13 protein-coding genes are annotated in these 12112 nt (G+C 44.2%); 2 read left to right on the forward strand and 11 right to left on the reverse strand.

The annotated features are described in order from the left end of the window. The 5 genes from AB5Y61_RS06830 to AB5Y61_RS06850 all read right to left on the reverse strand — a co-directional run. Positions 1 to 839, reverse strand: an 839-nt coding sequence (locus tag AB5Y61_RS06830) for a beta-carotene 15,15'-monooxygenase (RefSeq protein ID WP_368403619.1), incomplete at its 3' end; no start/stop codon positions are given. Positions 840 to 842: 3 nt separating this feature from the next. After that, positions 843 to 1511, reverse strand: a complete 669-nt coding sequence (locus AB5Y61_RS06835; protein ID WP_368403620.1) for a hypothetical protein — start codon at positions 1509 to 1511, stop codon at positions 843 to 845. Between the two features lie 76 nt (positions 1512 to 1587). Continuing rightward, positions 1588 to 2286, reverse strand: coding sequence for a hypothetical protein (locus AB5Y61_RS06840; protein ID WP_368403621.1), 699 nt, complete (start codon positions 2284 to 2286; stop codon positions 1588 to 1590). Positions 2287 to 2352: 66 nt separating this feature from the next. Beyond that, complete coding sequence (locus AB5Y61_RS06845) at positions 2353 to 3117, reverse strand: hypothetical protein (RefSeq protein ID WP_368403622.1); 765 nt, start codon at positions 3115 to 3117, stop codon at positions 2353 to 2355. Between the two features lie 437 nt (positions 3118 to 3554). Then, positions 3555 to 4109, reverse strand: a complete 555-nt coding sequence (locus AB5Y61_RS06850) for a hypothetical protein (protein WP_368403623.1) — start codon at positions 4107 to 4109, stop codon at positions 3555 to 3557. A 242-nt stretch (positions 4110 to 4351) separates the two neighbouring features. Here AB5Y61_RS06850 and AB5Y61_RS06855 point away from each other — a divergent pair, with 242 nt between their 5' ends. Next, complete coding sequence (locus AB5Y61_RS06855) at positions 4352 to 5455, forward strand: ABC transporter permease (RefSeq protein WP_368403624.1); 1104 nt, start codon at positions 4352 to 4354, stop codon at positions 5453 to 5455. Between the two features lies 1 nt (position 5456). Next, positions 5457 to 6146, forward strand: coding sequence for an ABC transporter ATP-binding protein (locus AB5Y61_RS06860; protein ID WP_070675743.1), 690 nt, complete (start codon positions 5457 to 5459; stop codon positions 6144 to 6146). Positions 6147 to 6337: 191 nt separating this feature from the next. On the opposite strand, the gene AB5Y61_RS06865 is transcribed toward AB5Y61_RS06860, so the two are convergent. The 6 genes from AB5Y61_RS06865 to AB5Y61_RS06890 form a co-directional block, all read right to left on the reverse strand. After that, entirely contained in the window at positions 6338 to 7663 is a 1326-nt protein-coding gene (locus tag AB5Y61_RS06865; RefSeq protein ID WP_368403625.1) for a sensor histidine kinase, read from the reverse strand. Further along, positions 7660 to 8313, reverse strand: a complete 654-nt coding sequence (locus AB5Y61_RS06870) for a response regulator transcription factor (RefSeq protein WP_070466194.1) — start codon at positions 8311 to 8313, stop codon at positions 7660 to 7662. The genes AB5Y61_RS06865 and AB5Y61_RS06870 overlap by 4 nt, the downstream gene beginning before the upstream one ends. 70 nt (positions 8314 to 8383) lie before the next feature. After that, positions 8384 to 9760 (reverse strand): ABC transporter permease, encoded by a 1377-nt coding sequence (locus tag AB5Y61_RS06875; RefSeq protein WP_368403626.1) that lies wholly within the window; start codon positions 9758 to 9760, stop codon positions 8384 to 8386. A gap of 12 nt (positions 9761 to 9772) precedes the next feature. Beyond that, a complete protein-coding gene (locus AB5Y61_RS06880) occupies positions 9773 to 10414 on the reverse strand; it encodes an ABC transporter ATP-binding protein (RefSeq protein WP_368403627.1) in 642 nt (213 codons plus the stop codon). A 6-nt stretch (positions 10415 to 10420) separates the two neighbouring features. Continuing rightward, on the reverse strand, positions 10421 to 11683 hold the full coding sequence (locus tag AB5Y61_RS06885) for an ABC transporter permease (protein WP_368403628.1): 1263 nt from the start codon (positions 11681 to 11683) through the stop codon (positions 10421 to 10423). A gap of 207 nt (positions 11684 to 11890) precedes the next feature. Next, positions 11891 to 12088, reverse strand: a complete 198-nt coding sequence (locus AB5Y61_RS06890) for a DUF3272 family protein (RefSeq protein WP_368403629.1) — start codon at positions 12086 to 12088, stop codon at positions 11891 to 11893. Positions 12089 to 12112: the final 24 nt, after the last annotated feature.

Raw genomic sequence — 12112 nt, forward strand, 5'->3', positions numbered from 1 at the left:
TTGTAATAGGATTTGCTATACCATTCGCGGTCGCTAATTCCTAGATATTCCTTGTATTCCATCGGATACTTATGGATATAGTAGGCTTGCACAATGTGGACATCGATAAGAAAAGCTATTAAATAGGCATAAACAACAAACCAAAGAATCAAAAGTAAACCGTAAGGATAAAAATACCACAAAACCGGTAACTTGTTTAGCTGATGATACATTAAAGATACTGGAAAAAGAAAGACCATCATTCCTAGCGTCATCAACAAGACTTTCTTCAGAATTGGCTTTGGTTCCTCATCATTCATGCGTCGTTTCAAATTCTGGATTTTATTAACAATTATCCAGATAAAGAGAGCTATTCCTACTATCAGCTGAATCCAGAATCCCAGCAGAGTATAGGCATCATAGGCTACAGCACTCGCAAAGTAAAGTCCTGAAATAAACGCCCCAGATAACCACGGGAAATAAAAAGGAAAATAGGTCCAGAGTTGACTACTCAAGCGCTTCTTCGGCCAAAAAACTGGTATAGAAGCAACAAGAAAACCTACATAAACTAGGAGGCTAACAGGCTTTAAAAAAGCACCTATAGACCGAATTAAGATAGCAGCATCATAAGAAAGATAACGAACGTCTGTACCTTTCCCTAAATTACTAGGCAAAGAGATTAATAGAAAATAGACCATGATGCCAAAAAAGAAAAATACACAAAAAATAACTGTAAAGAGACGATTGAGAAGGCTCATATGGATAGGATTCGGCATCCCTGCTGTCAATGAATACTTCCCACTGGTTACAATTTTCTTACTGTTTTCAAAATCAGCACCAAATAAACTGATTCTTTTCATTCTTTACGCTCCACTGTCGTCCTGCTCTTTCTTAAAGAGCACTTTTCCTTGGCTGTATAATTTCATAATTTTCACAAAACGAACTGGATTGTTTTGATTATACATTAACACGAGTACATAGAATAATAATCCACCCATCCAGAATTCATTACCTAGTTCAATCTCCTGACCAAATTTCTGAGTACAGCTATAAAAAACATAGAACAAGTAGATATTAGTGGCAATGATTAGAAAACGAACGAAACGGAAGATTTTCGTTGACAACTTAGCTGGATCAAAGTTATCTTCCCCCACCATCAAGTTATGAGAAGCCGCATAGTAAAAGACCTTCTCTGTCGTTGGCTGGGCCGTGCGAACATTTTTATATAGTCCTCGTTCAAGAATCGTAAACAGGAACAAAAACTCTGCCAACCACAATAATAGGATAAAAGTCAGACTGGTCCAGTTATAAACTCCTATACTCATTGCCGCAAGGAAGCCAAAGCCTCCTGTTCCACCTGCCATGAAGAAAATCACCAGTTCAGGAATATAGGCGTTAGTCTTTCGAGCCCCTTCAGTATTAAGCAGGACGCTCTTGGGAGCGGCTAAAGCCTCCCGCGTCTTTTGGTCATAATAGACCGCCTGACCATCACATTCGCCGATAAAGACACGACGTCGTCTTAGAAAAAACATACATACCTCTTTCTAATCATGAAAATAAGTTCTTAAAATTCCCTAACCATTAGGAACAAGCTTCAAAATGAAAAATCTACTCCTCATATTCTGGGTGTTTGCGTACAAAGCGCGCCGCCTGAACTCCGTCCACTATGAGAGCTGGTAAAAAGAGATTCATCAAGATGCCCAAGAAAACACCAAAAATATTCTCAATGTAGCCAGTGAGAATAGCTGGCGCTAACAATACAGCTACAAAAGCAACTCCACCATTAAACAATCGCTCTTGCTTCTTGTCATTGTCTTTACCACCATAAGTCTCCCACCGGTTGAAAGCCCAGATTTTCCCCTGATTTTTAGGAAGGTAATACCAGGAGTAGAGACCTGTAGAAAAAAGCAGGATAAAGAGAGCTACCAGATTATAAGCCAGCGCCAAGCCTGAATAGATCCCGTCATTACCAACTAGCATAACCAAGCCTATAAAAGTCATGTCAATGTTTAAAATCAAAACAAGTATAGAAACAAAAAGATAGATAAAACTCTTAAATCTCACAATAAAACGATCGAAGAAAGAGAGTGGGATTGCTACACCACTAATGAACATGAAAATAATGAACAAGATTTTATAAATGCCAATATGATCGACATAGGTTGTCCCACAATACGCCATAAAAGAGAATGCTAAGCTAATCCAAGATAGAAGCTTGATATAGCCTAGACTAACACCATCTGTAATCAAAGGGCCGTGGTAGCGTTCTTCGATCACTACTTTCTTTTTCTTTGAAGATTTTGACATGAACTCCCTCTCCTTAACTGGTCAGATTGATTTTATCCAAGGAACCTATTTTCCAATCTCTACCTTCTACTTAAAAACTTGGTTTTTATCCTTCTCTAGTTGGGTGATGACAGGTTCTTGATCTGCTCCCATCCTCACTTTTAGATAAACATCTGGATTGTCATCGTCTCTACATACCACACTCATTTTTCCTTCTTCAAAACGCAGTAATAATTTCAAATTTCTAATGAAATTATTTTGATTGAAGACAACGAAAGCTGTTCCTAACAAAAGGCCTGCAAGACTTCGCTTGACAATCTCCCCTCCAATAGGGTGCCCTAATAACTCTCTGAAGTGGGAAAGGAAATCATAGGCATAATAGAAACCGACCGCAGGAACTGTCAGCAAGAGGGCATAAAATAGTAAAAAATCTTTTTTACTAAATCCTTGTTCCGCCTCTTCGTCGTCCTGATTTTCATCAACTTTCTCAATCATCATTGTTAGGCAGACCGTTTTTGTGGTGACTGTAGCTCGATGGACATTTCGATACAGGGCTCGCTCTACAAGGAGAGTGATGAAAAGAAACTCTGTTACCCAGATAAACATAACTGTCCAAAAAGTTGCCATACTATAGGTGCCATGAAAGAATAGACTAAATAAAGAGACCAGTCCACCTCCGCTTGCCAGAAAAAGAACAACCAAATAAGGAATATGGCGGTTCATCTTACTAGATTTCTCTGTATCCAACAGCTTACTCTTTGGTGCTTCTAACACTTCGTGCGTCTCCCGATCAAAATAAACAGCTTTGTCTTCATATTGATTCAAAAAATAACGCTGTCTTCTAAAAAACATATCTGTCCCTTTCTCACCCAAGTCTATTTCAAGTATTTTTTGCCATAGTCTTCGTAGCTTGGTTGCTTGTTTTTATCCCTATCCTACAAAAGTCTCGGACTCCTTCACTCGCTTGTAAAACAGCCCTAGACTCATAGGATTGTGAAAAATTGCATAGAACTAGTATACCATAAAAGCTAGGTGGCAGAATGAATCTGAGCATAAGAGAGAGTGGGACAGAAATCGGTAATTCGTTAGAATTCGATTTCGTCGTTCCACCTCCGCACAGTTGAGTAGGGCTGTAAAAGCTGATGAAATCAGCGTAGTAGAACCCACTCAACCACTGCATCTTGCTCAACAATCCCAAAATAATTGAGAGGCTAGGACTTTTGTCCCAGCCTCTTGTATCGATCATCCTATCAGACTTTTTTATGTAGAATTCTTACAGACAGCTCATCCTACAAGCCTTTTGCTAGCTCTCCCAATTTTTCGATCCGATCATGAAGGGTTTCTACATTGAGATTTTCGTTCTGGTAGTCGCACAACACACCATTCTCATAAAAGACTTGCTCGGGCAGCTGGACCTGCGGTGGCTGAGGACACTCAATCATGACTACACTGAAGACTCCACCAGACCCAGTTTGCTCCATGGTATTGCCCACAAAGTGATAGGTAAAGGCTCTGAATTGCCAGTCCTTGTAGGCACCTGGGATCACATAGGCTACCTTTCGCTCATGACCACGGCCAAAGGGATAGTGCGTAAAGTTGGCATATTTTTCAACAAAGGGACTTTGGAAAGGAGTGATGGTCCGATCCTGATCCATCTTCTTCTTCGAATAATCTCTGTAATAGTCATTCCCCTGTGCTCGATCAAATTGATAACCATGCAAGGAAGCAAAAGTCTGATACTCCTTATTGCTTTTCTGAGCATAACTGACGGCCCAATAACAAATCCCTACAACAAAGGCTGAAATGACAACTATTAGGATCAAAATTAAGATAACAACATCCATACCATACTCCTTCTATAAAAGAGAAACCCTGACTAAGGTTCCTAATATCCTTGCATTCTACAAGTTTTAGCAGGGATTGTCAAGGTGATCCATAATATTATATGTATAAAAACTTGAACTGTTTCATTCATCTATACTTCTCCAAACACCATCCCCCTATTATCCCCCCACTTATGGTATGATGGTAGAGTATGTTTAGGTGCCAAGCTACTTGAGCACCTCCGTGTTAAAAGGAGACGATAATGAAAATTGCATGGAATGAAATTAAATTCCAACCTAAGAAGTTTATCCTGATTGAACTTCTCATTACCATTCTCATGTTTATGGTGGTGTTTTTGTCCGGTCTGACAAATGGACTGGGCCGTTCGGTATCGGCCCAAATCGATAACTATGGGGCCCTGCACTACATCCTTTCGACGGATTCAGAAGGGATTATCCCCTTTTCAACCATTACGGCGAAAGATTTAGATGAGGTCCAAAAGATAGAGGGGATGGACTATTCGGGCTTGTCCATCCAACGGGCAACCATCTCAAAATCTGAGGATTCCAACACTCTGGACATCACCTACTTCGCGACCGATCACAATGAAGAAGAAATCCTCAATCCAATTATGGAAGATACTGACCTCAAGATCACCGACTTAAAGAAAAACGAGGTCATTCTGGACCATTCTTTCAAAGAGGATGAGGGAATCCAAGTCGGCGATCAAGTGATCGACAAAACCTCTAAGCAAAAACTCAAGGTCGTGGCCTTCGCGAAAAATGCTAGATACGGCTATAGCAAGATTGGTTTTATCAGCTCGGAGACCTACACAGTTATAAGGCAAAAAACAGATTCAAGCTATCAATGGCAAGCCCAAACCCTTGTGACCAAGAAGAGCATCCCTTCTAGCGATCTAGCCAGCAACTTAATGGTGGCCGATAAGAAGCAAGTGATCGATAAAATCCCTGGCTACAAGGCTCAAAACCTGACGCTACGGATGATCACGTGGGTGCTCTTGCTTGCTTCTTCTGCTATCCTTGGGGTCTTCTTCTATATCCTCACCCTGCAGAAGTTGAAACAGTTCGGCGTCCTAAAGGCCATTGGCATGTCCATGAGCCAGATTACCTATGTCCAACTATCCCAGCTCACCATTATCTCCCTTATCGGAGTACTGCTGGGACTTGGCTTGGCAACCATAATGGCGCCATTTTTACCCAATAGCGTCCCTTCCTTTATGACCCTGAAAGACAACCTCACCATCTCGGTTAGCTTTATCCTGACCTCTATTTTGTGTGGTGCCTTGTCCCTTGTAAAAATCAAAAAAGTAGATCCAATCGAAGTCATTGGTGGAAATGGAGAATAAGATGGCCATTATCGAATTAGAAAATATCAGAAAATCCTACGCCGATGGTAGCCAAATGCACCATGTCCTCAACCAGCTTAATTTAAGCGTAGAACCCAACGAATTTGTCGCCATCTTGGGCCCTTCAGGATCTGGTAAGTCCACGCTTTTAGCCATCGCTGGCTTGCTTTTATCAGCGGATGAGGGCCGGATTCGCATCGCTGGCCAAGACTTGACCGGTCTCAACCAAGGCCAGTGGACGCAAAAACGGCTGGAATTGCTCGGCTTTATCTTCCAAGATCACCAGCTCCTCTCCTATATGAAAATCGGTGACCAGTTGGAACTGGTGGCCAAATTAAAAGGAGAAAAGGACAAGAAAAAACGCCAAGAGGAAGTCAAAGCCTTGTTGGCAGATTTGGGCATCGAAGCTTGTTACCACCAATACCCAAATCAGATGTCCGGTGGGCAAAAACAACGGGCAGCCATCGCTCGGGCCTTCATCGGAAATCCACAGGTCATCTTAGCTGATGAGCCAACGGCTAGCCTAGACCCAGATCGAGGGCAAGAAATCGCTCAATTGATCCAAAAAGAAGTCAAATCTAAAAACAAGAGCGCCATCATGGTGACCCATGATCGCTCCATCCTGACCTATGTGGATACCATTTATGAATTAAAACACGGCCAATTGCATAAGGTAGAAAAGGTTGATTAAATACAAAAAGAGGCTGGGACAAAAGTCCTAGCCTCTCAATTGTCTTTGCATTGTCGAGCAAGACGCAGTGGTTGAGTGGGCTCTACTACGCTGATTTCATCAGCTTTTATAGCCCTACTCAACTGTGCGGAGGTGGGACGACGAAATCGAATTCTAACGAATTACCGATTTCTGTCCCACTCTCTATTTTTTTATTCTTGAGGATCTTTAGGCAGTTCCATACGGAAGCGTAAGCCCATAGCCGTTTTATCAAATTGATAGGCCAGTTCTTCATGGTCTAGCAAGTGTTGGACCACGAAGAGTCCCAAGCCACCTTCCTTCTTCTGGCGGCTAACGGTCATTGGCATCTCAGCGGTCTCTACCATTTCTTGACTGGTATTTTCAACAGCCAAGTGCGTCCCTTCTTCTTCGAGACGGAGCTGGATCTCTCCACCGGCATCCGAATGCTTGACGGCATTACTAATGACATTTGAGAGGACCAATTTCAGAATGGCTGGGTCCATATAAACTGCTTTGTCAGGGATTTGATTGTCAATCGTGAGCGCGCGGGATTGAGCCAAGACCTTGTACTGGTCGAGGATCTGCTCTAAGACCTGATCCAGCTGGATCCACTCCTTGTCTCCAGCCAATTCTTGGACAGAGGACAGAGATAGGATTTCCAGGACAATCTGGTTCATCTCATCGACGATATCGAGGGAGACCGACAGATAGCGGTCCCGATCCTTGTAGCGGCCGATCTTATCCCGCATATTTTCAAGGATAATCTTCAAGCTGGCTAGAGGCGTCTTGAGCTCATGCGAGGCTCCACGTAGGAATTCCACCTTCATCTGCTCCAACTTCAGATTTTCCTGTTTCTGCTGCTCTAGATTGTCGATCACTTCTAGGAGATGGTGATAGAGATCATTGATCTGCTGCTTAAGAACACCGATCTCATCCTGCGAATGAATGGGAAGACTGGCTGTCCGATCCAAGCGCTTCATCCGCTTGGTCATCTGCTTGATCTCCAGGATCGGAGCAGAAATCAGGCGGGCATAGAGATAGGAGGCAATCAGAGACAGGACAAAAGAAGCAAGAAGACTATAGGGAAGAAAGCCCAGACTGATGTCCCTCGCTTCCTTTTGGGAATCGACAGTTGCTAAGAATTGCAGGGTTAAGTCCTTCCCTTCCTTGGTCTGAATCTTTCGCTCTTCAATGACCAGAGAATTATTCTGGCTGTCAGGGTTCACGAGCAGGTCATCCTTGACCTCTAGGGCATTTTGTTTTTCCTTGCCCTTGATTGAGACCTTGATATCATTGGTCTTGGAATATAGGTCGATGACCGACTCAATGGTTCCTTCTTCCTGGCCTTGGAAACTCTTGGCTAGGGCCTGTGATTTCTTCAAAATCGTCTGGCGCTGGGACTCGATATAGGTCGATGGGAAAATAAAGTAAACCGAAGCGTGTAGAAGGATGACTAAGCCACTAAATAGGGCAAAGGTGATCAGAAAGATCTTTGCAAAGATACTCCGTTTGGTCATGGTCTCTCCAATTTATAGCCGACATTGCGTACCGTAACGATACAGTCCAGCTCCAGTTTTTTTCGTAGTTCCTTGATATAGACATCGATCACCCGGTCAAAAGGAATCTCCTCCGTCTCCTTCCAGACGGCATCGAGGATCTGAGAGCGGGTCCGGGCCTTGCCCTCATGCTGGAGCAAGTATTCCAAGATTTCCAACTCCTTGGCATTCATGGAGATGGCTTGACCTGCTAGGCTGGCTGTGTAGCTCTCAAAATCCACCCGTGCCTCTCCATAGGTGAAGATCCTGGAAGGTTGAAGCTTTTTAAAAATTGCTTCGATACGGACCTTCAAGAGGGACAAGGAGAAGGGTTTTTCCAAATAACCATCTGCCAACTCTCCAAAGGCTGTCAACTTATAGTCCTCATCATGGAAGGCCGTTAGCATGAGGACAGGGACTGAGCTGGTCTTCCGAATAGTCTTGAGCACTTCCAAGCCATTGAGAATGGGGAGTTGGATATCCAGTAAGACTAGATCTGGCGCTTCTCTGTGAAAGAGGTCCAGGGCCTCCTGTCCATCGCCTGCTTCAAAGACCTCATAGCCACATTCCATGAGATAGTCGCTCATCCCTTCTCGAATCAGGACTTCATCTTCTACGATTAGTATCTTCATACACTTTCCTTTTTATCTAAGAAACTTCTACCTCCTATTATACCCTATTTCTATTTTAGGAAACAATCTCTTATTCGACATCCACCAAAAGTTCCTTTGGTTTCTTATGCAAGAGCCATTGTGAAGAAAGGATGGATACGAGAATCAAGAGGAGCCCACCGACCAAAACAATCACCAGCAATTGGCTCGGTTGGATGTCCATATGGATATCTGTCAGGGTCTTACTGAAGCTTTCCGCCTCAGCTCCTCCACCAAGGTTGGCGGCAGAGGATTCTTGAGCCATTTGTTTGGCAATGCCACTGGTGACGTTTTTGAGCACCGTATCTCCGACTCCTTTGGCAAGAAGACCTGCGACTCCATAGGAGAGGAGGAAGGCTGGAATGGAAATCATGACCAATTCTGCCACAAATTGCCCTGCAATCTGTACCTTAGACAGCCCTAGAGCCAGCAAGATACCCACTTCTCTGCGACGGGCATTGAGCCACAAGACGAGGAGAAGGGTGAGAAGCAAGCTAGCAAAGATGAGGCTGCCGATAAACAAGTAGTCCGCCACTTGGAACATACTGCTGATGGATTTTTGCAAGGCCGGGTAGTTGGACGAGCTCTTAACCAAGTCAAAGTAATTCCATGGGATATCCAAGGCTTTGATTTTTTCGATCAAGGCATCTAGGTCCTGATCTCCCTTGGCAAAGAAGGTCGCATCCTCATAGGTAGCTGTTTGAACAGTATTGCCATAGAGCTTGGCAGCTGTATCTAGGTCAGAAATGAGGGTATCTTCATACAACTCTTGGGCGTAAGTTAGAGGAGCTTGGTTCTTCCCTGAGAACAGACCCTTAATGGTCACTTCGACGGTTTCATTGGCTCCTTTTTCATTGTCAGCATCGTAGAGGTTGGACTTGAGGCGCACCTTATCGCCTACCTTGAGGCCATTCTTTTTCGCCAAATCTTCGTGCATGAGGATTTGGTTTTTGTCTTTATCCGTCAGGTGCTCCCCTTGGACCAGCTTGTAGGCTCCAGAGACAAACTTATCTTCTTTTGAAGAGTCATTGACCCCTGTCACCATCAAGGTATTCTTGAAGTGCTTAGCCCGCTCTGGAGATTGATTTTGCAGGGTTTCTTCGGTTTCAATGATCTCGTGGTCTAGGATATCCGCGATGGCATTGATCCGCTTTATGGAGGAGGTGATCCCCTCTACCTGGCTGATTTTTTCGATATCTTCTCCTCTGAGATTCCCTGCTCCCCGAGGGGTTCCTGGATTGGTTCGGCGGTTGATCTGCATGGAGAAGCTATTGGTGATGGATCCCAGGCTTTCCGATGAAGCTTGTTGGGTTGCACCCTTCATGGAGAGTCCGATCAAGCTCAAGGTCCCCATGAGGAGAATAATGGCAAAGAGCAAGAGAGACTTGGGCCATTTACGTGTGATATAAGCAAAAGCATTTCGCAACATAGCATTCCCTCCTTACTTGCTCTTCTCAACGAGGCTACGACGACTTAATTCCAAGACCACATCAGAGGCCTCTGCCACTTCCTTACTATGTGTGACGACGATGACACATTTTTGGCGTTCCTTGGCCAACTTCTTCAAAATGGCAATGATGTCACCTGCTGTCTGTTCGTCTAGGTTTCCTGTCGGCTCATCTGCCAAGATGACTGGTGCTTCTGAAACGAGCGCACGCGCAATAGCCACCCGCTGCTGCTGCCCTCCAGACAATTGAAGAACATTGCGTTTGATTTGCGTTTCATCCAATCCCAATTCTAAGAGAATGTCTTTCCTAGCATGTTTGTTGACCAGGCGGACATTTTCAAGTGGTGTCAAATAATCAATCAGATTGTAATTCTGAAAGACCAGGGAAACATGGTGCTTGCGATGGTAGCTAGACCCTTTGGTCTGAATGTCCTCCCCATCAAAGAGAACCTGCCCCTTCTTGGGATTGTCCAGACCAGCCAAGAGGGAGAGGAGGGTTGATTTCCCAGCTCCTGACTGACCAATAATACTGTAAAAGGTCCCATTTTCGAACTGATAGTTCACGTCTGAGAAGATCTCTTCTTGATAACTTTGATAGCTATAGGCTACATGTTTGAGTTCTAACATAGGTGTCATTTCTCCTTAACTCATTTTTGTTAATATTTCTTTTGGGCTCTTGCGCCAGATCATGCTGGTGGTTGCACCGAGCGACAGAAGGATCAAGCACAAGAGGCTAGCATAGGCGATTCCTAAAGAAAGGCCTTGAGGGATTTGGTTGAGCAAGTCTAGGGTCTGCTGTTGACCGGTCTGTCCGACAAACTGTTCTAAGAAACGATGGCTGACCAGCCGCCCGATGAGAAAGGCTGGGATCACCGCTAGTAGGGATACCAGGACCACTTCCAAGAGGAACTGTCCAAAGATCCGGCCCTTGCTCTTCCCAATGGATAAGAGCACCCCGATTTCATGGATCCGCTCCCGTGTCCAGAGACTGAGTAAGAGCGATAGGGCACCGGCTCCAGTCACTAGGAGGACGATCATCATGATCCTTACTAGCCCTTCTAGTGTCTGAGAGGATTCCTTCATCTGGTCAAAGGCCTTGCGATCTTCGACCACGCGCAGCGATTGCCAATCCAGATCCAAGCTTTTAACTTGCTTCAAGAGGGCATCGATTTTCTCAGGATCTTTGACCCCAAAGGTGACATGAGTCACTTCTTGCTGACTGAGACCAAGAAGCTTAGTCGCATCCTCATAAGGGAGGTAGACTTGGTTTTCACTCAGATCAGAGGTCATTCCTGTGAATTTTTCCTGTTTCTTACCCGAAAAGATTCCAACGATTTTAAAGGTTTGCTCTTTGGCAGGAGTCTCTCCCATCTGAAAGCTGGATAAGGTCAAGGAATCTCCGACCTTTAGCTTGTTCTTCTTAGCCAACTCTTGGTGGATCAAGATTTGGCCGCGAGCCTTATCAGATAAGTGCTTGCCTTGCACCAGTTGGAAACTACCACTGCGAAAATCCAGGTGCTGGTCTGTTTTCCGGGTAAAGACAGCGCCTAGCGCTTGCTTGGCTTCCTGACCCAGATCATCCCGCTCTACCGACTGCTGCCCCGTCACCGCTTCTTTACCTATGATACGAACGGGACTTTCATATTGGGGGACCATGGATCCTACCCCAGCTAGCTGCTGCACTTTTTTAGCCTCCTTCAGAGCAAAGGGAGCATTCCCCTGTTTACTGGTCAGGGCAAAGCTGGTCCCAGCCGACTGCTTGATATGGTCCTCCAGTCTTCCTCCCACTTGCATCAGTGAAAAACAGAAATACAAGCAAGAGAGGATCAAGAGGAGAATCAGAAAGAGGACCAGATTCCTCGTTCTTTTTCGAGAAATATAGGCGATTGCCTGTTGTAAGAGCATGATCTTTCCCTCCATTTCAAGGTCCACAGCGATGCATTGTGGACGCTTTCATCATTTGTTGCTTTCATTATAGAGGAGAAATGTGAAATGTTTATGAAATAGAAAAAATTTCCTAGAAAAATCTAGGAAAGCTGATCAGTCGTTTAGAGTCACTTTATCTATCGCCATAGAAAAAAACCTTTGAAAAAGAATTTCTTTTCAAAGGTTTTATTTTCTTTTCTTTCTGATTTCTTTTTCAATGGCACTAGCAATCTTCTCCACCATATAGGCCGTCTGGAGATTGCGCAAGATCAAGAGGGCCCAAAAGAATGCAAAGAGCATCTGACCCGCCATGGTCGCTTCATTGAAAAAGTAAGTCTCCATAGCAGTAAAGACTGCTATCACTGCAAATTGTTTTCTATTCATAAAATTATTTTACCATGATTCAGT

This window comes from Streptococcus parasanguinis (genome assembly GCF_040908565.1).
Lineage (GTDB): Bacteria > Bacillota > Bacilli > Lactobacillales > Streptococcaceae > Streptococcus > Streptococcus parasanguinis_AC.

Bases quoted from the DNA above. Each gene is read 5' to 3' on its own strand.
- AB5Y61_RS06885 (WP_368403628.1), bottom strand. From the start codon at position 11,683: ATGCTCTTACAACAGGCAATCGCCTATATTTCTCGAAAAAGAACGAGG.
- AB5Y61_RS06880 (WP_368403627.1), bottom strand. From the start codon at position 10,414: ATGACACCTATGTTAGAACTCAAACATGTAGCCTATAGCTATCAAAGT.
- AB5Y61_RS06875 (WP_368403626.1), bottom strand. From the start codon at position 9,760: ATGTTGCGAAATGCTTTTGCTTATATCACACGTAAATGGCCCAAGTCT.
- AB5Y61_RS06835 (WP_368403620.1), bottom strand. From the start codon at position 1,511: ATGTTTTTTCTAAGACGACGTCGTGTCTTTATCGGCGAATGTGATGGT.
- AB5Y61_RS06865 (WP_368403625.1), bottom strand. From the start codon at position 7,663: ATGACCAAACGGAGTATCTTTGCAAAGATCTTTCTGATCACCTTTGCC.
- AB5Y61_RS06845 (WP_368403622.1), bottom strand. From the start codon at position 3,117: ATGTTTTTTAGAAGACAGCGTTATTTTTTGAATCAATATGAAGACAAA.
- AB5Y61_RS06860 (WP_070675743.1), top strand. From the start codon at position 5,457: ATGGCCATTATCGAATTAGAAAATATCAGAAAATCCTACGCCGATGGT.
- AB5Y61_RS06890 (WP_368403629.1), bottom strand. From the start codon at position 12,088: ATGAATAGAAAACAATTTGCAGTGATAGCAGTCTTTACTGCTATGGAG.
- AB5Y61_RS06850 (WP_368403623.1), bottom strand. From the start codon at position 4,109: ATGGATGTTGTTATCTTAATTTTGATCCTAATAGTTGTCATTTCAGCC.
- AB5Y61_RS06840 (WP_368403621.1), bottom strand. From the start codon at position 2,286: ATGTCAAAATCTTCAAAGAAAAAGAAAGTAGTGATCGAAGAACGCTAC.
- AB5Y61_RS06855 (WP_368403624.1), top strand. From the start codon at position 4,352: ATGAAAATTGCATGGAATGAAATTAAATTCCAACCTAAGAAGTTTATC.
- AB5Y61_RS06870 (WP_070466194.1), bottom strand. From the start codon at position 8,313: ATGAAGATACTAATCGTAGAAGATGAAGTCCTGATTCGAGAAGGGATG.